19 protein-coding genes and 2 tRNA genes are annotated in these 21,001 nt (G+C 60.2%); 13 read left to right on the forward strand and 8 right to left on the reverse strand.

The genetic code is table 11. The features are described from left to right. Window positions 1-102: 102 nt before the first annotated feature. From murI to hemA, 5 genes are read right to left on the reverse strand one after another with little or no spacing between them, the layout of a single operon-like run. The gene (gene murI, locus ACS4NR_RS16880) at window positions 103-894 is read right to left on the reverse strand and encodes a glutamate racemase (protein WP_095136811.1); all 792 of its coding nucleotides are present in this window, start codon (window positions 892-894) and stop codon (window positions 103-105) included. Next, window positions 887-1,642 carry a molybdopterin-synthase adenylyltransferase MoeB gene (locus ACS4NR_RS16885; RefSeq protein ID WP_456017918.1) on the reverse strand — a complete coding sequence of 252 codons (756 nt, stop codon included), beginning with the start codon at window positions 1,640-1,642 and terminating at the stop codon, window positions 887-889. The genes murI and ACS4NR_RS16885 overlap by 8 nt, the downstream gene beginning before the upstream one ends. Then, complete coding sequence (gene prmC, locus ACS4NR_RS16890) at window positions 1,636-2,466, reverse strand: peptide chain release factor N(5)-glutamine methyltransferase (RefSeq protein WP_456017919.1); 831 nt, start codon at window positions 2,464-2,466, stop codon at window positions 1,636-1,638. The genes ACS4NR_RS16885 and prmC overlap by 7 nt, the downstream gene beginning before the upstream one ends. Further along, on the reverse strand, window positions 2,467-3,549 hold the full coding sequence (prfA, locus tag ACS4NR_RS16895) for a peptide chain release factor 1 (RefSeq protein ID WP_027612234.1): 1,083 nt from the start codon (window positions 3,547-3,549) through the stop codon (window positions 2,467-2,469). Then, entirely contained in the window at window positions 3,546-4,832 is a 1,287-nt protein-coding gene (hemA, locus tag ACS4NR_RS16900) for a glutamyl-tRNA reductase (RefSeq protein ID WP_047599168.1), read from the reverse strand. The genes prfA and hemA overlap by 4 nt, the downstream gene beginning before the upstream one ends. Window positions 4,833-5,014: 182 nt before the next feature. On the opposite strand from hemA, the gene ACS4NR_RS16905 reads away from it, so the two are divergent. The 8 genes from ACS4NR_RS16905 to ychF all read left to right on the forward strand — a co-directional run bounded on the left by ACS4NR_RS16905 (window position 5,015) and on the right by ychF (window position 11,935). Continuing rightward, complete coding sequence (locus ACS4NR_RS16905; RefSeq protein WP_095136808.1) at window positions 5,015-6,739, forward strand: tetratricopeptide repeat protein; 1,725 nt, start codon at window positions 5,015-5,017, stop codon at window positions 6,737-6,739. Between the two features lie 3 nt (window positions 6,740-6,742). Continuing rightward, complete coding sequence (lolB, locus tag ACS4NR_RS16910; RefSeq protein ID WP_095136807.1) at window positions 6,743-7,360, forward strand: lipoprotein insertase outer membrane protein LolB; 618 nt, start codon at window positions 6,743-6,745, stop codon at window positions 7,358-7,360. A 3-nt stretch (window positions 7,361-7,363) separates the two neighbouring features. Then, window positions 7,364-8,215 carry a 4-(cytidine 5'-diphospho)-2-C-methyl-D-erythritol kinase gene (gene ispE, locus ACS4NR_RS16915; protein ID WP_003228157.1) on the forward strand — a complete coding sequence of 284 codons (852 nt, stop codon included), beginning with the start codon at window positions 7,364-7,366 and terminating at the stop codon, window positions 8,213-8,215. Window positions 8,216-8,252: 37 nt separating this feature from the next. Beyond that, window positions 8,253-8,327: transfer RNA gene (locus tag ACS4NR_RS16920), tRNA-Gln, on the forward strand. A 45-nt stretch (window positions 8,328-8,372) separates the two neighbouring features. Continuing rightward, window positions 8,373-9,314 carry a ribose-phosphate pyrophosphokinase gene (locus tag ACS4NR_RS16925; protein WP_003171603.1) on the forward strand — a complete coding sequence of 314 codons (942 nt, stop codon included), beginning with the start codon at window positions 8,373-8,375 and terminating at the stop codon, window positions 9,312-9,314. A 141-nt stretch (window positions 9,315-9,455) separates the two neighbouring features. After that, window positions 9,456-10,058 carry a 50S ribosomal protein L25/general stress protein Ctc gene (locus ACS4NR_RS16930; protein ID WP_007967646.1) on the forward strand — a complete coding sequence of 201 codons (603 nt, stop codon included), beginning with the start codon at window positions 9,456-9,458 and terminating at the stop codon, window positions 10,056-10,058. A gap of 169 nt (window positions 10,059-10,227) precedes the next feature. Continuing rightward, window positions 10,228-10,812 carry an aminoacyl-tRNA hydrolase gene (pth, locus tag ACS4NR_RS16935; protein ID WP_095136805.1) on the forward strand — a complete coding sequence of 195 codons (585 nt, stop codon included), beginning with the start codon at window positions 10,228-10,230 and terminating at the stop codon, window positions 10,810-10,812. Window positions 10,813-10,834: 22 nt separating this feature from the next. Further along, a complete protein-coding gene (gene ychF, locus ACS4NR_RS16940) occupies window positions 10,835-11,935 on the forward strand; it encodes a redox-regulated ATPase YchF (RefSeq protein ID WP_007967645.1) in 1,101 nt (366 codons plus the stop codon). A gap of 187 nt (window positions 11,936-12,122) precedes the next feature. On the opposite strand, the gene ACS4NR_RS16945 is transcribed toward ychF, so the two are convergent. Further along, the gene (locus tag ACS4NR_RS16945; RefSeq protein ID WP_166497585.1) at window positions 12,123-13,340 is read right to left on the reverse strand and encodes an MFS transporter; all 1,218 of its coding nucleotides are present in this window, start codon (window positions 13,338-13,340) and stop codon (window positions 12,123-12,125) included. Window positions 13,341-13,781: 441 nt separating this feature from the next. Here ACS4NR_RS16945 and ACS4NR_RS16950 point away from each other — a divergent pair, with 441 nt between their 5' ends. Together ACS4NR_RS16950 and ACS4NR_RS16955 are read left to right on the forward strand one after the other, a co-directional pair. Beyond that, window positions 13,782-15,839, forward strand: a complete 2,058-nt coding sequence (locus ACS4NR_RS16950; protein ID WP_456017920.1) for a methyl-accepting chemotaxis protein — start codon at window positions 13,782-13,784, stop codon at window positions 15,837-15,839. A gap of 115 nt (window positions 15,840-15,954) precedes the next feature. Next, window positions 15,955-16,031: transfer RNA gene (locus tag ACS4NR_RS16955), tRNA-Met, on the forward strand. Between the two features lie 105 nt (window positions 16,032-16,136). On the opposite strand, the gene ACS4NR_RS16960 is transcribed toward ACS4NR_RS16955, so the two are convergent. After that, on the reverse strand, window positions 16,137-17,249 hold the full coding sequence (locus tag ACS4NR_RS16960) for a M14 family metallopeptidase (protein ID WP_456017921.1): 1,113 nt from the start codon (window positions 17,247-17,249) through the stop codon (window positions 16,137-16,139). A 270-nt stretch (window positions 17,250-17,519) separates the two neighbouring features. Here ACS4NR_RS16960 and ggt point away from each other — a divergent pair, with 270 nt between their 5' ends. The 3 genes from ggt (at window position 17,520) to ACS4NR_RS16975 (ending at window position 20,279) form a co-directional block, all read left to right on the forward strand. Continuing rightward, a complete protein-coding gene (ggt, locus tag ACS4NR_RS16965) occupies window positions 17,520-19,352 on the forward strand; it encodes a gamma-glutamyltransferase (RefSeq protein WP_456020396.1) in 1,833 nt (610 codons plus the stop codon). Between the two features lie 249 nt (window positions 19,353-19,601). After that, window positions 19,602-19,904 (forward strand): type II toxin-antitoxin system HigB family toxin, encoded by a 303-nt coding sequence (locus ACS4NR_RS16970; RefSeq protein WP_095136800.1) that lies wholly within the window; start codon window positions 19,602-19,604, stop codon window positions 19,902-19,904. A gap of 3 nt (window positions 19,905-19,907) precedes the next feature. Then, window positions 19,908-20,279 (forward strand): helix-turn-helix domain-containing protein, encoded by a 372-nt coding sequence (locus tag ACS4NR_RS16975; RefSeq protein ID WP_095136799.1) that lies wholly within the window; start codon window positions 19,908-19,910, stop codon window positions 20,277-20,279. Window positions 20,280-20,301: 22 nt separating this feature from the next. Here the strand turns inward: ACS4NR_RS16975 and ACS4NR_RS16980 are convergent, their stop codons facing one another. Beyond that, window positions 20,302-20,934 carry a LysE family translocator gene (locus ACS4NR_RS16980; protein WP_456017922.1) on the reverse strand — a complete coding sequence of 211 codons (633 nt, stop codon included), beginning with the start codon at window positions 20,932-20,934 and terminating at the stop codon, window positions 20,302-20,304. Window positions 20,935-21,001: the final 67 nt, after the last annotated feature.

Here is a 21,001-nt window from a genome sequence, read left to right on the forward strand (position 1 = left end):
CCTTTTCCGGAACGATCGTTTGGTTTTCTAGATAACTCATCGCTATAGAAGCTAGCGCTTGATTAGAAGTTCAGCTGTTTTTTTAGTTATTTCACATTTTTTTTACAAGCTGAATTTTTCGACGTTGCCGACAACTTGCCCCAGCAGGGGCAGGGTCTTGCGGAAGAACTCGGGGTCGGCACTGGTCCAGAATCTGACCGGACGGTTCGGGCCATCGGCCAGCAGGTCACGTTCAGCCAGCAACCGTTGCAGTTGCCGCGCTACGGCTGCGCCAGTGTCGATCAGACTGATGCTCTCGGGGAGCATGGTCTTGAGCAGCGGCTTGAGAAACGGATAGTGGGTGCAGCCGAGGATGATTGTGTCGCAACCGTTGGCCAGCAGCGGCTCGACATAGTGCTGCAGCAATGTGCGCAACTCGGCGCTGTGCAGATCACCGCTTTCGATCAGCTCGACCAGTCCGGGACACGGCTGGGTAATGACCCGCACATCGGTGGCGAAACGGTCGAGCAACGCAGCGAACTTGGCGCTCTGCAAGGTGCCGGTGGTAGCGAGCACGCCCACCACACCACTGCGGGTCGCGGCGGCGGCGGGTTTGACCGCCGGCTCCATGCCGACAATCGGCCACTGGGGGAAATCCCGGCGCAGATCGGCGACAGCGGCCACCGTCGCGGTGTTGCAGGCGATCACCAGGGCCTTGGCGCCTTGCTCGCGGAAAAACCTGGCCATCACGTTGCAGCGCTGACGGATGAACTCCGGGGTTTTCTCGCCGTAGGGAATGTGCCCGCAATCGGCGAAATACAGCAGTGATTCCTGAGGCAGCAAACGCTGGATTTCAGCCAGTACCGACAAACCGCCGACCCCGGAGTCGAACACCGCGATCGGTGCCTCACGCATGCTGCGAACCACAGACGCTGCAGCCCGGATCGCGCTTGACCCGCAGCTCACGGAAGCGCGAACCCAGCGCATCGATCAACAGCAGACGCCCCACCAGTGGTTCACCAAAACCGACCAGCACTTTCAACGCTTCAAGCGCCTGCAGGCTGCCGACGAGCCCCACCAGCGGCCCGACCACACCGGCTTCGCTGCACGTCAGTTCGGCTTCGCTGCCATGCCCGTACAGGCAGTGGTAGCACGGACTTTCCGGGCGGCGCGGGTCGAACACCGACAACTGCCCTTCCAGACGAATCGCCGCGCCGCTGACCAGCGGCTTGCACGCTGCCACACACGCGGCGTTGACCGCCTCGCGAGTGGAGAAGTTATCGGAACAGTCGAGCACCAGATCCACCGCCGACACGGCGACGGCAAGGGAATCCTCGTCCAGCGCCTGACGATGGGCAACCAGTTGAATCTCGGGATTGATCGCGCCCAGGCGCTTGAGCGCCGAGTCGACCTTGCTCATGCCGACGCTGTCGGTGTCATGAATGATCTGGCGCTGCAGGTTGGTCAGGTCGACCGTGTCGAAATCCGCCAGATGCAACTCACCGACGCCCGCCGCCGCCAGATACAGCGCGACCGGGGCACCGAGACCGCCGAGGCCGACAATCAGCACACGGCTGTCTTTCAGCTTCAGTTGCCCATCGATATCGATGTGTTGCAGCAGAATCTGCCGGCTGTAGCGCAGCAATTCCTGATCATTCAGCACGGCAGGCGCCCCAGGCTGATCCGTTGATGGCCGCCCAGATCGGTGCGGCTGTGGACTTCTTCAAAACCACGGGTGAGCAACAGATCACGCACGGCTTCGGCTTGATCATAGCCGTGTTCGAGCATCAGCCAGCCGCCGGCTTCCAGATGACCCGGGGCCTGGGCAACGATCAGGCGCAGATCGTCGAGCCCGTCGACACCGGCCACCAGCGCACTGGCCGGTTCGAAGCGCACGTCGCCCTCGATCAGGTGCGGGTCGGCGGCGGCGATGTACGGCGGGTTGCTGATGATCAGATTGAAGCGCTGACCTTCAAGAGCACTGAACCAGTGGCTGCTCAGCACCGTGGCGTTGTTCAGGTTCAAGCGCTGACGGTTGCGTTCGGCCAGGGCCACGGCTTCCAGCACGCGATCCACCGCCGTGACTTTCCACGCCGGACGCTCGCTGGCCAGGGCCAACGCAATCGCGCCGCTGCCGGTGCCCAGATCGAGGACTTTCGCCGGCGTTGCCGCCAGCAGTTCCAGCGCGGCCTCGACCAGCAATTCGGTGTCCGGGCGCGGGATCAGCGTATGCGGCGCTACCTCCAGATCGAGCTTCCAGAACCCCTGCTGACCGAGGATGTAGGCCACCGGCTCGCCACTTCGACGCCGTTGCAGGTACTCGGTAAAAATCAGCACCGCTTCGCTGGGTACGATGCGCTCGGGCCAGGTGTGCAGGAAGCTTCGCGATTTGCCCAGTGCCGCCGCCAGGAGCAGTTCGGCATCCAGACGCGCCGTGGGCGAGTCCGGCAATTCGGCAGCGCGCAACAGACTGGCAATGATGGTCATTTATTCACCTATCGCTGCAAGTTGGTCGGCCTGGTATTCGGCCAGCAATGGCTCGATCACCGCTTCAACGCCACCGGCGAGGATTTCATCTAGGGAGTACAGGGTCAGGTTGACGCGATGGTCGGTGACTCGGCCCTGGGCAAAGTTGTACGTGCGAATGCGCTCGGAACGGTCACCGGAACCCACGAGCAACTTACGCTCGCTGGCGATGGCATTCGCCGCCGCTGCGGTTTGCTGATCGTTGAGCTTGGCCGACAGCCAGGCCATCGCCCGCGCGCGGTTCTTGTGCTGGGAACGTTCTTCCTGACACTCGACGACGGTACCGGTCGGTATGTGCGTGATGCGGATCGCCGAGTCGGTGGTGTTGACGTGCTGACCACCGGCCCCGGAGGAGCGGTAAGTGTCGACACGCAGATCCGCCGGGTTGATCTCGATAGCTTCGCGCTCGTCCGGCTCGGGCAACACCGCCACGGTGCAGGCCGAGGTGTGGATACGGCCCTGGGATTCGGTAGCGGGTACACGCTGTACGCGGTGCGCGCCGGATTCGAACTTCAGCTTGCCGTAAACGTTGTCGCCTTCAATGCGGGCGATGACTTCTTTATAGCCACCGTGCTCGCCTTCGTTTTCCGAAAGGATCTCCACGCGCCAGCCACGTCGTTCGGCGTAACGCGAGTACATGCGAAACAGATCGCCGGAGAAGATCGCCGCCTCGTCGCCACCGGTACCGGCGCGAATTTCGAGAAAGACGTTACGACCGTCATTGGGATCCTTGGGCAGCAACATGCGCTGCAGATCATCTTCCAGCCTGATCAGCAATTCCTTGGCTTCGCGGACTTCTTCCACGGCCATTTCACGCATGTCCGGGTCGCTGTCCTTGAGCAGCGCCTGGGCGCCTTCAAGATCACTTTGTACGCCGAGCAGCTTTTTATAGCCTTGTACCACCGGCTCAAGTTCGGCGTATTCCTTGGAATAAGCGCGGAATTTGGCCTGATCGGCAATGACTTCGCCGTCGCCGAGCAGCGCGGTCAGTTCCTCGAAACGGTCCTGGAGGGTGTCCAGCTTGTTGAGCAGTGACGCTTTCATTGCGGTTTTTTATCCGAAAAACTATCCGGTGAGCCCTCGAGGGCAAAGAGTTCCTGGGCCATGGCCAGCGCATCGAGGCGGCCTTCGGCAGAAAGCTTTTTCAGCTGCACGCTTGGAGCATGCAGCAGTTTGTTGGTCAGGCCCCGGGCCAGTTGCCCGAGCACGTCTTCGGCGTTGCCGCCGTTGGCCAGCAGACGCAGGGCTTTTTGCAGCTCCTCGTCGCGCAGGCGTTCGCTCTGTTGCCGATAGGCCTTGAGCACATCGACCGCCGCCAGCTCACGCAGGCGTACCATGAAATCGTCGGCGCCGACCGAGACCATCTCTTCCGCCGCCTGGGCTGCACCCTGACGACTCTTGAGGTTCTCGGCGACCACTTCGTGCAGATCATCCACGCTGTAGAGGTAAACGTCGTCGAGTTCGCCGACTTCCGGCTCGATGTCGCGGGGTACGGCGATGTCGACCATGAAGATCGGCTTGTGCTTGCGCTGCTTCAGCGCACTTTCGACCGCGCCCTTGCCGAGAATCGGCAACTGGCTGGCGGTCGAACTGATCACGATATCGCTGCGCACCAGTTCCGCCGGGATGTCCGAGAGTAGCACCGCGTGCGCGCCGAACTGCTCGGCCAGCAGGCTGGCACGTTCCAGCGTACGGTTGGCAACCACGATGCGCTTGACCCCCAGCTCATGCAAATGGCGGGCGACCAGAGTGATGGTCTCGCCGGCACCGATCAGCAGGGCCTGGCTGCGTTGCAGGTCGCTGAAAATCTGTTTGGCCAGGCTGACGGCGGCAAACGCCACGGACACCGGGTTTTCGCCGATGGCGGTGTCGGTGCGCACTTGCTTGGCGGCATTGAACGTCGCTTGAAACAGCCGTCCCAGCAACGGGCCGATGGTCCCGGCCTCGCGGGCCACGGCGTAGGCCGATTTCATCTGGCCGAGAATCTGCGGTTCGCCCAGCACCAGCGAGTCGAGCCCGGAGGCGACGCGCATCATGTGACGAACTGCCGCATCATCTTCATGCACATAAGCACTCGCGCGCAGCTCATCGAGGCTTAAATGGTGATAATCGGCCAGCCAGCGCAGAACCAGATCAGCAGACAGCTGATCCTGTTCTATATAAAGCTCACTGCGATTGCAGGTGGAGAGGATCGCAGCTTCGCGGCTGTCGGTGAGTCGGCAGAGCTGCTGCAAGGCCTCCACCAGCTGCTCAGGGGTAAAGGCCACGCGCTCGCGGACGTCTACTGAAGCAGTCTTGTGGTTAATACCGAGTGCAAGGAAGGCCATTCAAGGTCGCTGATGGTGACGTGAAGCCGGCAATTGTCCTACTTCGTCAGATTCAGAACAACTACCGCTGACTATTGTCCCAATTGTCGGCCACTATAAAGGCCACATTCGAGACTCGGTTATGTTTGGCCGAAGGCTTGTGTCATGATGATCCGACCGCAGGTTAGTCGTCCTCTTCCTATATGAATAGATCTTCCGCGTTGCTCCTCGCTTTTGTCTTCCTCAGCGGCTGCCAGGCCATGGCCCCCGTTTCGCCGGACGCTACCCCGCCGGTCGAAGACACCGCGTCCACACCTGAAAAACCCAAGGTTTACAGCTCGTTCAGCGAGGAAACGGTTTTCAGCCTGTTGAGCGCCGAACTGGCTGGCCAGCGCAATCGTTTCGACATTGCCCTGGACAACTACGTGACCCAGGCAATCAATACCCAGGACCCGGGGGTTTCCGAGCGCGCGTTCCGCATCGCCGAATACCTCGGTGCCGACCAGCCTGCGCTGGATACTGCGCTGATCTGGGCGAGAAACGCTCCGGACGACCTCGAAGCGCAACGCGCCGCCGCCGTGCAACTGGCGCGCGCCGGGCGTTACGACGACTCCATGGTCTACATGGAGAAAGTCCTGCAGGGCAAGGGTGACACCCATTTCGACTTCCTCGCGCTGTCGGCCGCCGATACCGATCAGGAAACCCGCAACGGCCTGATGAAAAGTTTCGACCGCCTGCTGCAGCGCCACCCGAAGAACAGCCAGCTGATTTTCGGCAAGGCCCTGCTGCTGCAACAGGACGGCGACAATAAAGCCGCACTGACCCTGCTCGAAGACAACCCGCCGGAAGAAGGCGAGATTGCTCCGATTCTGCTGCGTGCGCGCCTGCTGCAAACCATGAATCGTGGCGACGAAGCCCTGCCGCTGTTGCAGAAAAGCATCAAGAAATACCCGGACGACAAACGCCTGCGCCTGACCTATGCGCGCACGCTGGTCGAACAGGACCGGATGGAAGACGCCAAGGTCGAGTTTTCCACCCTCGTCCAGCAATACCCGGAAGACGATGAACTGCGTTACTCACTGGCGCTGGTATGCCTGGAGGCCAAGGCCTGGGACGAGGCCAAGGGTTATCTGGAAGACCTGATCGCCCGTGAAAGCCATGTCGATTCGGCGCATCTGAACCTCGGTCGCATCGCTGAAGAACGCAACGACCCGCAGGGCGCGCTGATCGAATACGCGCAGGTCGGCCCGGGCAACGACTACCTGCCGGCGCAACTGCGTCAGGCCGATATTCTGATGAACAACGGCAAGACCGCTGAAGCCCAGAGCAAACTGGCCGCCGAGCGCGATGCCCAGCCGGATTATGCGATCCAGCTGTATCTGATCGAATCCGAAACCCTGTCGGCCAACAAACAGGACGACAAGGCCTGGAAAACGCTGGATAAAGCCTTGCAGCAATACCCGGACGATCTGAATCTGCTCTATACCCGCGCGATGCAGGCGGAAAAACGCAATGACCTGGCGCAGATGGAAAAAGACCTGCGCCTGATCATCAAGCGCGACCCGGACAACGCCATGGCGCTCAATGCGCTGGGCTACACCCTGTCCGATCGCACTACCCGTTACGCTGAAGCCAAGACCCTGATCGAACAGGCGCACCAGATCAATCCGGAAGACCCGGCGGTACTCGACAGCCTCGGTTGGGTGAATTACCGCATGGGCAACCTGGACGACGCCGAGAAATACCTGCGTCAGGCCCTTGAGCGTTTCCCGGACCACGAAGTCGCCGCGCACCTGGGCGAAGTTCTCTGGGTCAAGGGCAATCAGCGCGAAGCCAAACAAGTCTGGGGCAAGTACCTCAAAGATCAGCCCGACAGCACCATCCTGCGCAGCACCATCAAGCGCCTGACCGGATCCGAGACTCTTTAACTCATGTTTTTGCGCCACGTTATTGTTTTCAGTTTCATCGCCCTGCTCGCCGGTTGCGCGGGCTTCGGCGCTCGCGAATCGGTCGAGGGCCACGGCAGTCCGGCTCAGTGGGCCGCGAACAAACAACAGCTGACCGGCCTCGACGGCTGGCAGATCGACGGCAAGATCGGCATCCGTGCACCGAAAGATTCCGGCAGCGGCACGCTGTTCTGGCTGCAACGCCAGGACTACTACGACATTCGCCTGTCCGGCCCGCTGGGTCGTGGCGCGGCGCGTCTGACCGGGCGCCCGGGCAAGGTCTCGCTGGAAGTCGCCAATCAGGGCCGCTATGACTCCGAGTCGCCGGAAGCGCTGCTCGAAGAGCAACTCGGCTGGAAGCTGCCGGTGTCGAATCTGGCCTGGTGGGTCCGTGGCCTGCCGGCACCCAGCAGCAAAAGTCGTCTGACCCTCGATAACGACAGTCGCCTGGCCAATCTGGAACAGGACGGCTGGAAGGTCGAGTACCTCAGCTACGCCGAGCAAAACGGTTACTGGCTGCCCGAGCGGATCAAGCTGCACGGCACCGATCTGGACGTAACGCTGGTGATCAAGACCTGGCAACCGCGTAAATTGGGGCAATAAAGCATGACCGCTCCACGTCTTACGCTGCCGTCGCCGGCCAAGCTCAACCTGATGCTGCACATTCTCGGGCGCCGCGCAGATGGCTACCACGAACTGCAGACGCTGTTTCAGTTTGTCGATTACGGCGACGAAATCACCTTCGCCGTGCGCGATGACGGCGTGATTCAGCTGCACACCGAATTCGCTGGCGTGCCCCACGACAGCAACCTGATCGTGCGCGCGGCAAAAATGCTGCAGCAACAGTCCGGCTGCACACTCGGCATCGACATCTGGATCGACAAAGTGCTGCCCATGGGCGGCGGCATCGGTGGCGGCAGCTCCAACGCGGCGACCACCCTGCTCGGCCTCAATCACTTGTGGCAACTGGGCTGGGATGAAGATCGCCTCGCCGCACTGGGCCTGTCGCTCGGCGCTGACGTGCCGGTTTTCGTCCGTGGTCACGCGGCATTTGCCGAAGGCGTGGGCGAGAAACTGACCCCGGTCGACCCCGAAGAACCGTGGTATCTGGTGCTCGTGCCGCAAGTCTCTGTAAGTACGGCAGAAATTTTTTCCGATCCTTTGTTGACACGTAACACGCCGCCCATTAAAGTGCGCCCCGTTCCCGAGGGAAACAGTCGAAATGACTGCTTGCCGGTGGTTGCAAGGCGTTATCCAGAAGTACGTAACGCATTGGATTTGTTAGGTAAATTTACCGAAGCAAAACTCACCGGAACTGGAAGTTGTGTGTTTGGGGGCTTCCCAAGCAAAGCTGAAGCTGATAAAGTCTCGGCCCTTCTGACAGAGACCCTTACAGGGTTTGTAGCGAAAGGAAGCAACGTTTCGATGTTGCATCGCAAGCTGCAAAGTCTGCTCTAAAAGGAATCAAGTGCTAGGCACTTGAAGCAACAGATACAGGGGCGTCGCCAAGCGGTAAGGCAGCAGGTTTTGATCCTGCCATGCGTTGGTTCGAATCCAGCCGCCCCTGCCATTTTCTATACTCATCCAGGTTACCCTCAGCCTCTAGGTACTGCGCGTGTCCAAGATGATGGTCTTTACGGGGAATGCTAACCCCGATCTGGCTCGGCGTGTTGTACGTCAGCTGCATATCCCTCTCGGTGACATCTCTGTCGGCAAATTCTCCGACGGCGAAATTACTGCCGAGATCAATGAAAACGTTCGCGGTAAAGACGTTTTCATTATTCAGCCGACTTGCGCTCCGACCAACGATAACCTGATGGAACTGGTAGTGATGGCTGATGCCTTCCGCCGCTCCTCGGCTACTCGTATTACTGCTGTTATTCCTTATTTTGGTTATGCCCGTCAGGATCGCCGTCCGCGTTCCGCACGTGTGGCTATCAGCGCGAAAGTCGTTGCTGACATGCTCACCGTAGTCGGCATCGACCGTGTTCTCACGGTTGATCTGCATGCTGACCAGATTCAGGGCTTCTTCGATATTCCGGTAGATAACATCTACGGCTCCCCGGTTCTGGTGGATGACATTGAAGATCAGCGCTTCGAAAACCTGATGATCGTGTCCCCGGACATTGGTGGCGTCGTGCGTGCACGGGCTGTTGCCAAATCCCTGGGCGTGGATCTCGGGATCATCGACAAACGCCGTGAGAAAGCCAATCACTCTGAAGTGATGCATATCATCGGTGATGTCGAAGGGCGTACCTGCATTCTGGTCGATGACATGGTCGATACCGCCGGCACTCTGTGCCACGCGGCCAAGGCCCTGAAAGAGCATGGCGCAGCCAAGGTCTTTGCCTACTGCACACACCCTGTGCTGTCGGGTCGGGCCATCGAGAATATCGAAAATTCCGTGCTGGACGAGCTGGTGGTGACTAACACCATCCCGCTGTCCGCTGCAGCACAAGCCTGTGCACGTATCCGTCAACTGGATATCGCACCGGTTGTTGCCGAAGCGGTTCGCCGCATCAGCAATGAAGAATCGATCAGCGCGATGTTCCGTTAAGGGCCCTGCCCTTCTCGAAATGTCTCGTTGACGAAAAGCGCCCCGCCCCGGCATTCCTGTCGGGGCGGGGCTTTTTTGCCCATACCGTGTTTGGCGCTGGTCGCAAACGCCACTCGGTCATGGCTATTTTGGAGATACAAAATGAACGATTTTACTCTGAATGCTGAAGTGCGTTCCGACCTGGGGAAAGGTGCGAGCCGCCGCCTGCGTCGTCTCGCCGCTCTGGTTCCAGCTGTTGTTTACGGTGGCGACAAAGCCCCTGAATCCATCAGCATGCTGGCCAAAGAAGTTGCCAAACTGCTCGAAAACGAAGCGGCTTACAGCCACATCATCGAGCTGAACGTTGGTGGCAAGAAACAAAACGTCGTCATCAAAGCCCTGCAACGTCACCCGGCCAAAGGCCACGTGATGCACGCTGACTTCGTACGCGTTGTAGCTGGCCAGAAACTGACCGCTATCGTTCCTGTGCACTTCATCAACGAAGCTGCTCCAGTGAAGAAAGGCGGCGAAATCTCGCACGTTGTTGCCGAGATCGAAGTTTCCTGCCTGCCAAAAGACCTGCCTGAGTTCATCGAAGTCGACCTGGCTAACGCTGAAATCGGCACCATCGTTCACCTGTCGGACCTCAAAGCTCCTAAAGGTGTCGAGTTCGTTGCTCTGGCACACGGCGATGACAAGGCAGTAGCCAACGTCCACGCTCCACGTGTTGCTCCAGAAGCTACCGAAGAAGGCGCAGCAGAGTAATTTCACTCTGTTCGTCGGAGTGAGTGAAACATCGCGGACTGGAACGTAGCGAGAAAGCGGGCGAGAACGCGGAGTTTACATTCATGGTAAATGAGCAATTTTCGTCCACTTTCGCCGCCTTCACTGATCGCGGCGATGTTAACCACCACTCCAAGGAAGGGCCCCTATCGTGACTGCCATCAAACTGATCGTTGGCCTGGGTAATCCAGGCGCCGAATACGAACAGACCCGGCATAACGCAGGGGCCCTTTTTGTTGAGCGCATCGCTGCCGCGCAAGGTGTGAGCCTTGTGGCCGATCGCAAATATTTCGGCCTGACCGGGCGCTATTCGCATCAGGGTCAGGATGTTCGCCTGCTGATTCCCACCACCTACATGAACCGCAGCGGCCAGGCCGTGGCGGCACTCGCCGGTTTCTTCCGAATCAAGCCTGAAGAAATCCTGGTGGCGCACGACGAACTCGACCTGCCTCCGGGCGTCGCCAAGCTCAAGCAGGGCGGCGGCCATGGCGGTCACAACGGGTTGCGCGACATCATCGCGCAACTGGGCAATCAGAATACTTTCTACCGCCTGCGGCTTGGCATCGGCCACCCGGGCGTCGCCAGTATGGTTTCAAATTTCGTCCTGGGTCGTGCGCCACGCGCCGAACAGGAAAAACTCGATGCCAGCATCGACTTTGCCCTCGGCGTGCTGCCGGATATCCTCGCCGGTGAATGGAACCGCGCGATGAAAAACCTGCACAGCCAGAAGGCCTGACTCTAATCCGAGGGGAAACACCATGGGATTCAATTGCGGCATCGTCGGCCTGCCTAACGTCGGCAAGTCCACCCTGTTCAACGCCCTGACCAAATCCGGTATCGCGGCCGAGAACTTCCCCTTCTGCACCATCGAGCCGAACAGCGGCATCGTGCCGATGCCGGATCCACGTCTGGAAGCCTTGGCGGCCATCGTCAATCCGAAGCGCATCCTGCCGACCACCATGGAATTCGTCGACATTGCAGGCCTGGTGGCCGGCGCCTCGAAAGGTGAAGGTCTGGGCAACAAGTTCCTGGCCAACATCCGCGAAACCGACGCCATCGCTCACGTGGTGCGCTGCTTCGAAGACGACAACGTGATCCACGTTTCCAACAGCGTAGATCCGAAGCGCGACATCGAAATCATCGACCTGGAACTGATCTTCGCCGACCTCGACAGCTGCGAAAAGCAACTGCAGAAAGTCGCGCGCAACGCCAAGGGCGGTGACAAGGACGCCGTGGTTCAGAAGGCTCTGCTGGAGCAACTGATCGCGCACTTCACCGAGGCCAAGCCTGCGCGCAGCCTGATGAAGAACATGAGCGCTGACGAAAAGTCGGTGATCAAGGGCTTCCACCTGCTGACCACCAAACCGGTCATGTACATCGCCAACGTCGCTGAAGACGGTTTCGAGAACAACCCGCACCTGGACGTGGTCAAGGCCATCGCCGAAGAAGAAGGCGCCATGGTTGTTCCGGTGTGCAACAAGATCGAAGCGGAAATCGCCGAGCTCGATGACGGCGAAGAGAAAGACATGTTCCTCGAGGCCTTGGGCCTGGAAGAGCCTGGCCTGAACCGCGTGATCCGCGCCGGCTACGAAATGCTGCACCTGCAGACCTACTTCACCGCCGGTGTCGAAGAAGTCCGCGCCTGGACCGTAAAAGTCGGTGCCACCGCACCACAAGCTGCTGGCGTGATCCACACCGACTTCGAAAAAGGCTTCATCCGCGCCGAAGTCATCGCCTACAACGACTTCATCCAGTACAAGGGCGAAGCCGGTACCAAGGAAGCCGGTAAATGGCGCCTGGAAGGCAAGGACTACATCGTCAAAGACGGCGACGTGATGCACTTCCGCTTCAACGTGTAAACGACACGCCCAAGAAAAAGCCGCGTTTGATACGCGGCTTTTTTGTGCCTGACAGATTTGTTTGCAACACCACCAATCCCCCTGTGGGAGCGGGCTTGCTCGCGAATGCGGTGGGTCAGCCACATTAATATCGACTGATATACCGCATTCGCGAGCAAGCCCGCTCCCACAGTTGGAATTGTATAGGTCAGGCCTTTTTGGTGCGCGGCAGGAAGATCGCCAGCACGCCAAACAACGGCAAAAACGAACACAGGAAGTACACGTACTCAATCCCGTGCACATCCGCCAAGTGCCCCAGCAGCGCCGCACCGATCCCGCCGAAACCAAACATCAAACCGAAGAACACTCCGGCAATCATCCCGACATTGCCCGGCACCAGTTCCTGCGCGTAAACCACGATCGCCGAGAACGCCGAGGCGAGGATGAAGCCGATCACCACGCTGAGGACAGTGGTCCAGAACAGATCGACGTGCGGCATCAGCAAGGTGAACGGCGCCACACCGAGGATCGAAAACCAGATCACCGCCTTACGCCCGATCTTGTCGCCGATCGGCCCGCCGAAGAACGTCCCCGCCGCCACTGCACCGAGAAACAGAAACAGGTGCAGTTGCGAACTGGCCACCGACAGGTCGAATTTCTCGATCAGGTAGAAGGTGAAGTAACTGGTGAGGCTGGCCATGTAGAAATACTTGGAGAACACCAGCAGACCGAGCACCACCAGCGCACTGATCACCCTGCCCTTCGACAGCCCGTGAGTCGCCGCCTGACCGGCCTTGAGCTTGAACAGGTTGAGGTGATGGGCGTACCAGCGGCTGATGCGATACAGCACGAACAGCGCGAACACCGCGAATAAACCAAACCACGCCACGTTGCCCTGACCGAACGGAATGATGATCGCCGCCGCCAGCAACGGGCCGAACGCGGAACCGGCGTTACCACCGACCTGGAAGGTCGATTGCGCCAGACCGAAGCGTCCGCCGGAGGCCAAACGCGCGATCCGCGAAGCCTCGGGATGAAAAGTCGAGGAACCGATACCGATCAGCGCCGCCGCCAGCAGAATCAATGGAAAACTGCCGACCACCGACATCATCACGATGCCGATCAGCGTGCAGATCGAACCCGCCGGCAACAGCCACGGTTTCGGATGGCGGTCAGTGTGATAACCGACCCACGGCTGCAACAGCGACGCGGTCAACTGGAAGGTCAGCGTGATCAGGCCGACCTGAGTAAACGTCAGGCCGTAATTGGCTTTGAGCATCGGATAAATCGACGGCAGCACCGACTGAATCAGGTCGTTGATCAAATGCGCCAGCGCCACCGCGCCGATGATACGCATCACCAGTGGGCTGCTTTGCGGAGCAGCGGGCGCCGAGGCAGCGGCGGTCTGAGCGTTGCTGATAGCCATGAAGGTTTCCGTACAGCAGATGGGTGCACGCAGGCAGGTGCGTCAATGTGCCATTTTTCGGTGCGCCAGCGCCATCCCCTTAGCCAGCTAACTAACGTCCTACTCCATAACTCATCAAACCCTGTAGGAGCTGCCGCAGGCTGCGATCTTCTGATTTTGTTTTTAAGGGGCAAGATCAAAAGATCGCAGCCTTCGGCAGCTCCTACGTGGGATATGCGTTGCTCAGGTGATAGCGCAACGCCATGGTCTGAATCTTGCCTTGCTTCTCCCCTCGAACGCGGCGGCCTTACAAAGGTCACCGAGAATGGGAAGTTTCGCTACAGAGCCGGCCTACAGAGCGGGCGAGAGTGAACTTTCGAGGCCTTTTAGAGGGCACAGGTCGCGATCGGAACGAGCGCGATGCACGCCAATGGTGCGTGGTGTCCAGAGGAGTCATGAGGCATGCAGGCTTTCTTGTCACCGGGGATCAAATTGCTGGGGCGGTTTGGATTCGCGCGTAAATTCCAGTTGTTGTTTCTGCTGTTCATTCTGCCGTTGGCCGGCAGCCTGTTGATGATTGGCCAGGACTATCGCAACAAGCTCAATCTGATTTCCGGCGAGCGCGCCGGCGTGCGCCAGTTGCTCAGCCTCGATGCGCTGGACAACCTGCTCGCCGCCCAGCGTGACCGCGCCGCCCGTTGGCGCGCCACCGAAACCAATCGCCAGCCGACCCCGGCGACCCTCGCCGCCATGGCGGCGTTTGACGCGGTGCAACCAGCCGTCCAGCAAGCCACCAGTGATTTGGGTAACGCGCTGAAAAATGAAGGTGCCGAAGACGAAACCCTCGCTCGCTATCAAGCCCTGCAAACCGCGCTCGGCGGTCTGGATTCGAGAAGCCTGAGCAGCGTCGGTTGGTGGCCGGACGGTTACGACCGTTTCACCAACGCCCTCAGCGCCCTGCAAGCCTTGCGAGAGCAGATCGTCATGGACAACCGCCTGACGCTGGCGCCATGGCTGGAAACCTATCTGCTGACGCAGATCTCCACGCAGCACGCACCGGATCTGATCGAGCGGGTGGGTCGCCTGGCGGCGGTCGGCCAGGCTTCGGTGGTCTCGGGGCAGTTCACTTTGCAGAGTCGTTTGCAGCTACGCGACCTGCGCGGGCGGATTGGCGACGCCCGCGAACAGCTTGTCAAAACGGCAGGTCTGCTCGAAGCGCGTCTGCCGAGCGATCTGCAAACCTGGGCCGGTCAATACCACGACAGCCTCAAGCGTCTCGATACCGGGCTGAAGGTGCTGGATGACGGCGTGTTCGGTGGCAGCATTACCCTCAAACCTGAAGACTTTGAACGCAGCCTCGACGCTCTGCTGAGCGATCTCGCCTCGTTGCGCCAGCAATCGCTGCTGTCGCTGGATCAGCGTCTGGACGCTTACCACGCTTCGGCGATTCGCCAGTTCATCGTGGTCGCCGCCGTATTCGGTTGCCTGCTGCTGGCGGCGCTGTACCTGTTTGTCTGCCTGCAGGCCTCAATCCGCCGCAGCGCCAGCGGCATCACCCTGCTCGCCGAAGCGCTGCGCGACGGCAATCTCAGCCTGCAAGCGCCGGTGGTGGGCCGCGATGAGCTGGCGGCGATCAGTACCGCGCTCAACGTTGCCGTGTTGCAACTGCGCGCCAGCATGCTCGGGGTCGATCACGAAACCTCGCAACTGAGTCACGCGGTGCGCAGCCTCAACGATCACTCCAGCGGCGCGCTCAACGAGGTCGAAGCGCAGCAGTTGCAGATCAGCCAGATCGCCGCCGCTGCCACGCAACTGGCCGCCACTTCGCAAGGCGTGGCGCAGAGTTGCGAACAGGCCTCCGGCAGCGCCCAGCACACCCGGCGCATCGCCGCCGACAGCAGCCGCGACAGTCAGCGCACCACGGCGAGCATTCAGCAGCTCAATCAACGCCTGAACGACACCGCAGCGGCACTGGGTCGAGTCAGCGAACAGGGGCAGCAGATTCAACTGGTGGTCGACACCATTCGCGGCGTCGCCGAGCAGACCAACCTGCTGGCGCTCAACGCTGCGATCGAGGCGGCACGCGCCGGCGAACAAGGGCGCGGGTTTGCCGTGGTCGCCGATGAAGTGCGCAGCCTGTCGCAGCGCACGCAATCGTCGACCGCGCAGATCGCCGGCACCGTCGACAGCTTGCGCGCCACGGTCAACGAAGCGGTGAGCCTGATGGAAGCCGCATGCGGCCAGGCGCAATCGGATGCCGAAGCTGTAACCGGCCTCGGTGAACGCCTCGGCGAAATCGCCACCGCGGTGCAAAGTGTCACTGACACCCTGGCGCAAATCGCCACCGCTGTTGAGGAACAGGCGAGCACCGCCGATGAGGTCAGCGGCAATATCCAGCAGGTCGATCAGGCGGCGATGCGATTGCTTGAAGGTGCGCGGGCGGTGAACCTGGCGGCGGACACCTTGAGCCAGGGCAGCCATGCGTTGAGCGCCAATACCGCGAGATTCCAGCTGCGTTGACACCCTGCCCGGCCCCGATTTCCGGGGTTGAAGGATAAGCGGTTGAAAATAAGAAGAAATATTTTAAATTTACGCTTGACGCTTTTCCATTTCAGGGGAATAATGCGCGCCACTTGGCTACATAGCTCAGTTGGTTAGAGCATAGCATTCATAATGCTGGGGTCCGGGGTTCAAGTCCCTGTGTAGCCACCAAGTACTAAAAACGGCTTACCGAAAGGTAGGCCGTTTTTTTATGCCTCGAAAAAACCGTCCTCTGTGGTGAGGAGATAAATCACTCACCACAATGCCAGGCCTGACCTATTCAGGCTGCTCTGCCGACAGGGCCGCCAATCCCTTCGCCCAGATTTGCCGAGTGCGCAACCCGACCATCGCCCGCCAGTCAGGATCGGCCGGATAGAACTGCTCCAGCAGTTTCAACTTGATCGCCCGCCCCGTCGCATCCAGCGGATCGCCATGCAGATGCAGCCAGTGATCATCGCGCAAATAACGATGCACCTCCGGCCCCGGATAGGTTCCGCATTCGATCACGAAGGGCATCAATTTCACCCCCGGCAACGCATTGAGCAATGCCTGTGAGGTGTAGCCGGTAGCTGTCGCCGCGACACCGGTTTCACTCAACGTTTCGGCGCCGGTGTGCAAGGTGTACAACCATGGGCCGTAGATCGACTGTGCTTGCGCCAACGCCGGATAAGGCGCCTGGGTGATGGTCAGCAACATCGGATGGCCGTAATCGCCGGCGCCAGTGTGCAGATCGAAGCACATCACGGTTTGCGCGCCCGCCAGATGCGTGTCGATGACCTGATGCAACGTGCGATTCGACCAGCTCGGCGCGCGGCCGCCATAGAACAGTCCATCGGGATGGCTATGCTGACCGCCCTCGACAATCGACATCACCGCCGGCCAGCCGTGCTCGGCAATCTGCGCGTCGAGCAAGGCATCGGCCCGCGCGCGCTCCGGGCCGTGCAAATCGGTGCAGGCGTAGATCTCGTGCAGCGTGGCGTAGGCGCGGTTGTCCGGTAGCGGGGCGGTGAAATCCAGGTGATTGCGGTTGAGGTCGATATTGTCTTCGTTGACCCGCCGCAGCCACGCCGTACCCCACGGGTTGATCAGGTGAATCATCACTACCGCGACATCGTTGGGCAGCGAGCCCGGCACGAAAGTCTTCAGCCAGTCGATCTGGCAATCCGAGCCGTAATAGCCCTCGACTCCGTGAGTGCCGCTGAGTGTGACCAGCCGGCGCTTTGCCTGTGGATCACCGAGCACAGCGACATCAGTGCTCAGCGGTTCGCCAAAAGGGCCGCAACGCGGATGTGCGTAGGAGGTGAGCGTGGCTCCGGCAGTTTGGGCGGCGGTCAGAAACTGTTCGCGTTGATCGCGGTAACTGGACTCGGTGGGAAACTCGCTGTGCATGTCGGCCTCTTGTGATTTTTATGGCTTGACCTTTATAGGAATGAGCCTGGCCGCGATAGCGGTGGGTCAGTCAACTTGGATGTTGAATGTGATGACGCCATCGCGAGCAGGCTCACTCCTACAGGGGGATGTTTGCGGTCGTTCGATTGAGGTTGACCCTAGCGAACATCCGGTCCGAAAAGAAAGACAAAAATGCCCACCGGTTTGCGTCGCGACCGAGCGGTCGATAAAGTCCGTCAGACCTTTCACCCCACGGACGGAGAGCCCCACGTGTTTCCAGCCCTGCCCCTGAGCCGCTTTCGCCTGCCTGCCCTGACACTGATCATCAGCGCCCTGACCCTCGCCGCGTGCAACGCCCCGCCCTCCTCGACCTTGCCGCTGGCGCCGGAAGCCGCTTCCGGTTACCGCACCGATCTGCAGACTCGCCACGCCAGTAAACACATGGCCGCTGCCGCCAATCCGCTGGCTGCCGAGGCGGGGCGCGAGATGCTGCGCAAAGGTGGTTCGGCGATTGATGCGGCGATTGCCATGCAAGCGGTGCTGACCCTGGTCGAGCCGCAATCCTCCGGAATCGGTGGCGGTGCGATGATCGTGTTGTGGGACGGCAAACAGGTGCGCACCTATGACGGGCGCGAAACCGCGCCGGCCGGTGCCACCGAGAAGCTGTTCCTGCAGGCCGACGGCAAACCGATGCCGTTCCCGCAGGCGCAGATCGGCGGTCGCTCGGTGGGCACTCCGGGCGTGTTGCGTGCTCTGGAAATGGCGCACAAGCAACACGGGCGCCTGCCGTGGGCCACGCTGTTCGAGCCGGCGATCAAACTCGCCGAGCAGGGCTTTGCGATTTCACCGCGTCTGCATTCGCTGCTGGAATCCGACCCGGTAATCCGTAAATCGCCGGACATGGCCGCCTACTTCCTCAACCGCGACGGCAGCGTCAAAGCCGTCGGCACGCGTCTGCAGAATCCGGCATTGGCCGCCGTGCTCAAGCGCATCGCTACCGAAGGTCCGGACGCGCTGTACACAGGTCCGATCGCCGAAGAGATCGTCGCCAAGGTACAGGGCCACGCCAATCCCGGCAGCCTGTCACTGAATGATCTTCAGCGCTATCAGGCCAAGGAGCGTGCGCCGCTGTGCACCGACTACAAACGCTGGCAGGTCTGCGGTATGCCGCCGCCGTCGTCGGGCGGGATCGCCGTGGCGCAGATTCTCGGCACCTTGCAGGCGCTGGAAACCCGCGACCCGCGCCTGTCGCTGACACCGCTCAAACCGCTGAAAACCGACAAACCCGCCGGCATCGAACCGGCACCGCAAGCCGTGCACCTGATCGCCGAAGCCGAACGCCTGGCCTACGCCGACCGCGCGCAATACGTCGCCGACAGCGATTTCGTCCCGGTGCCGGTCAAAGGTCTGGTCGACCCGGGCTATCTGGCCAGCCGCGCCAGCCTGATCGGCGAACGCAGCATGGGCAGCGCCCAACCGGGCACACCGCCGGGCGTACAAGTGGCCTACGCTCCGGATCGCTCGCCGCTGCGCATCTCCACCTCGCAAGTGGTAGCGGTGGATGACCTCGGTGGCGCGGTGTCGATGACCACCACCATCGAAGCGGCGTTCGGCTCGCACCTGATGGTTCAGGGCTTTCTGCTGAACAACCAGATGACCGACTTCTCGTTCATCCCCGAAGAGAACGGGCAGAAAGTCGCCAACCGCGTCGAACCCGGCAAACGCCCACGCTCGTCGATGGCGCCGACGCTGATCTTTGACCGCAACAGCGGCGAATTCCTCGCCAGCGTCGGCTCACCGGGCGGCTCGCAGATCATCGAATACGTGGCCAAGACCACCGTCGGCCTGCTCGACTGGAACCTCGACCCGCAAAGCGCCATCAACCTGCCCAACTTCGGCAGCCGTAACGGCCCGACTGAACTGGAACAAGGCCAGTTCAGCCCGGCGTTGATTCAGGCGTTGAAGGACAAGGGCCACACGGTCAATGAAATCGACATGACCAGCGGCACGCAGGCGATCGTGCGGGTCAAGGATGCGCAGGGTAAAGCGTCGTTGGCCGGTGGCGCGGATCCCCGGCGTGAAGGGGAAGCGTTGGGGGATTGAGGCCACGCAGGAAAAACAAAAGGCTTACCGCGAGGTAAGCCTTTTTTGTTGCCGATAAGTTCTATTCATCTACTCACCGTCGCCTTTTCCTACCCCGAAAATCAGATGCCACGGCTAGAGTAAGTGACCGTTCAGCAAACAATACTTTCGGGATCTGCTGGCATTTATGACCACACAAATGTTCGAACCGTATGCCCATCAAACGCCAACAGTCTTGCATCAGTCCCATAGCGGGACTAGGATCGCGTCATGAGAATTATTGCTGTCAGTCAGCTGAAAAACTTTTGGGAACGGTATCCCGAGTCAGAGCAATCGCTGTTGGCGTGGATTGATGAAGCAAGAAAAGCAAGCTGGTCAACTCCGTCGGACATCAAGGCGCATTTCGCTTCTGCGAGCATTCTGAAAAGCCGCAGAGTGGTGTTCAACATCAAGGGCAATGACTTTCGCCTGATCGTAGCCGTGGCCTATCGCTTCGGTGCCCTATACATAAAATTTGTCGGCACCCACAAGCAGTACGATGCAATCGACGCTGATACCGTCGAAATGGAGTAACCCATGAACATACGTCCGATTCATAGCGAAGAAGACTACCGTGCGGCGCTCAAAAACGTGTCTGCACTCTTTGACAACGAGCCAGAACCCGGAACTCCTGAGGGTGATTATTTCGACATCATGATCACTCTCATCGAAGCCTATGAAGCAAAACAATTCCCGCTTGATTTGCCGAACCCGATCGATGCCATCAAATTCCGAATGGAACAGTCAGGTCTCTCAGCGGCAGACCTCGCACCGGCAATCGGTCGTACAAACCGCGTTTATGAGGTGTTGAACGGCAAACGGGCACTGACCTTGCCGATGATCTGGAAACTTCACGAATTGTTTGGAATTCCTGCAGAAAGCCTGATCAAGCCAATGAAGCAAATGTGATCAACTCAGCCTGGACTACGGCTCAGCGATTAGCCACCAAATGCGCCCCAAACAGCAGATAACAACCACCAGCCAAACGATCCAGCCATTGCCGCGACCGTTCGTAAACGCTCGCGATCCGGCGGCTGGCGAAGAACAGCGCGACGCTGCAATACCAGCTGAACGACAGCGTGGCCATGGTCAGCACGGCCAGCGTCAGCAGTAGCAGCGGGACGTGGGCCGGCATCGCGGTGGCGAAGATGGTGGCGACGAACAGTGCCGACTTGGGGTTGGTCATGTTGCCCAGAAAGCCCCGCCCGTAGGCGCCCAGCAGGGTCTGTTGCGACTCATCCAGCGTACCGGCGGCAATCGGCGCTTTGCGTTTGAACTGCTTGAGGCCGAGGTAGATCAGGTAGCAGCCGCCGGCGATCTTGAAGCTCAGGTACAGCGTCGGCACCGCGCTGAACAGGGTCTGAATCCCCAAGCCGCCGGCCAGCCCCCACAACACGGTTCCGCTGGCGACGCCGAGCGCCGCGACTACGCCATGACGGCGTGAGCGACTGACGGCCAGTTGGGCGATGTTGAAGAAGTTCGGCCCGGGCGTAACCACCGCGACCGTCCACAACAGCGCCAGCGAAAGCAACGGGGCGAGATAACTCGAAGGGGAAAGGTCCATGGGCGGGCGCCTGATTGGTTCGACAATGCCCCACACCTTGCTACATCCGGCGCTGGTTTTCCATCAG

The sequence above is a fragment of the Pseudomonas sp. JQ36 genome (assembly GCF_053851495.1).

Excerpts from the sequence above, each read along its gene's own strand:
- hemA (WP_047599168.1), bottom strand. The coding sequence starts at position 4,832 with ATGGCCTTCCTTGCACTCGGTATTAACCACAAGACTGCTTCAGTAGAC.
- ispE (WP_003228157.1), top strand. The coding sequence starts at position 7,364 with ATGACCGCTCCACGTCTTACGCTGCCGTCGCCGGCCAAGCTCAACCTG.
- ACS4NR_RS16950 (WP_456017920.1), top strand. The coding sequence starts at position 13,782 with ATGCAGGCTTTCTTGTCACCGGGGATCAAATTGCTGGGGCGGTTTGGA.
- ACS4NR_RS16980 (WP_456017922.1), bottom strand. The coding sequence starts at position 20,934 with ATGGACCTTTCCCCTTCGAGTTATCTCGCCCCGTTGCTTTCGCTGGCG.
- lolB (WP_095136807.1), top strand. The coding sequence starts at position 6,743 with ATGTTTTTGCGCCACGTTATTGTTTTCAGTTTCATCGCCCTGCTCGCC.
- ACS4NR_RS16905 (WP_095136808.1), top strand. The coding sequence starts at position 5,015 with ATGAATAGATCTTCCGCGTTGCTCCTCGCTTTTGTCTTCCTCAGCGGC.
- ACS4NR_RS16975 (WP_095136799.1), top strand. The coding sequence starts at position 19,908 with ATGAACATACGTCCGATTCATAGCGAAGAAGACTACCGTGCGGCGCTC.
- murI (WP_095136811.1), bottom strand. The coding sequence starts at position 894 with ATGCGTGAGGCACCGATCGCGGTGTTCGACTCCGGGGTCGGCGGTTTG.
- prmC (WP_456017919.1), bottom strand. The coding sequence starts at position 2,466 with ATGACCATCATTGCCAGTCTGTTGCGCGCTGCCGAATTGCCGGACTCG.
- ACS4NR_RS16930 (WP_007967646.1), top strand. The coding sequence starts at position 9,456 with ATGAACGATTTTACTCTGAATGCTGAAGTGCGTTCCGACCTGGGGAAA.
- prfA (WP_027612234.1), bottom strand. The coding sequence starts at position 3,549 with ATGAAAGCGTCACTGCTCAACAAGCTGGACACCCTCCAGGACCGTTTC.
- ACS4NR_RS16960 (WP_456017921.1), bottom strand. The coding sequence starts at position 17,249 with ATGCACAGCGAGTTTCCCACCGAGTCCAGTTACCGCGATCAACGCGAA.
- ACS4NR_RS16970 (WP_095136800.1), top strand. The coding sequence starts at position 19,602 with ATGAGAATTATTGCTGTCAGTCAGCTGAAAAACTTTTGGGAACGGTAT.
- ychF (WP_007967645.1), top strand. The coding sequence starts at position 10,835 with ATGGGATTCAATTGCGGCATCGTCGGCCTGCCTAACGTCGGCAAGTCC.
- ACS4NR_RS16945 (WP_166497585.1), bottom strand. The coding sequence starts at position 13,340 with ATGGCTATCAGCAACGCTCAGACCGCCGCTGCCTCGGCGCCCGCTGCT.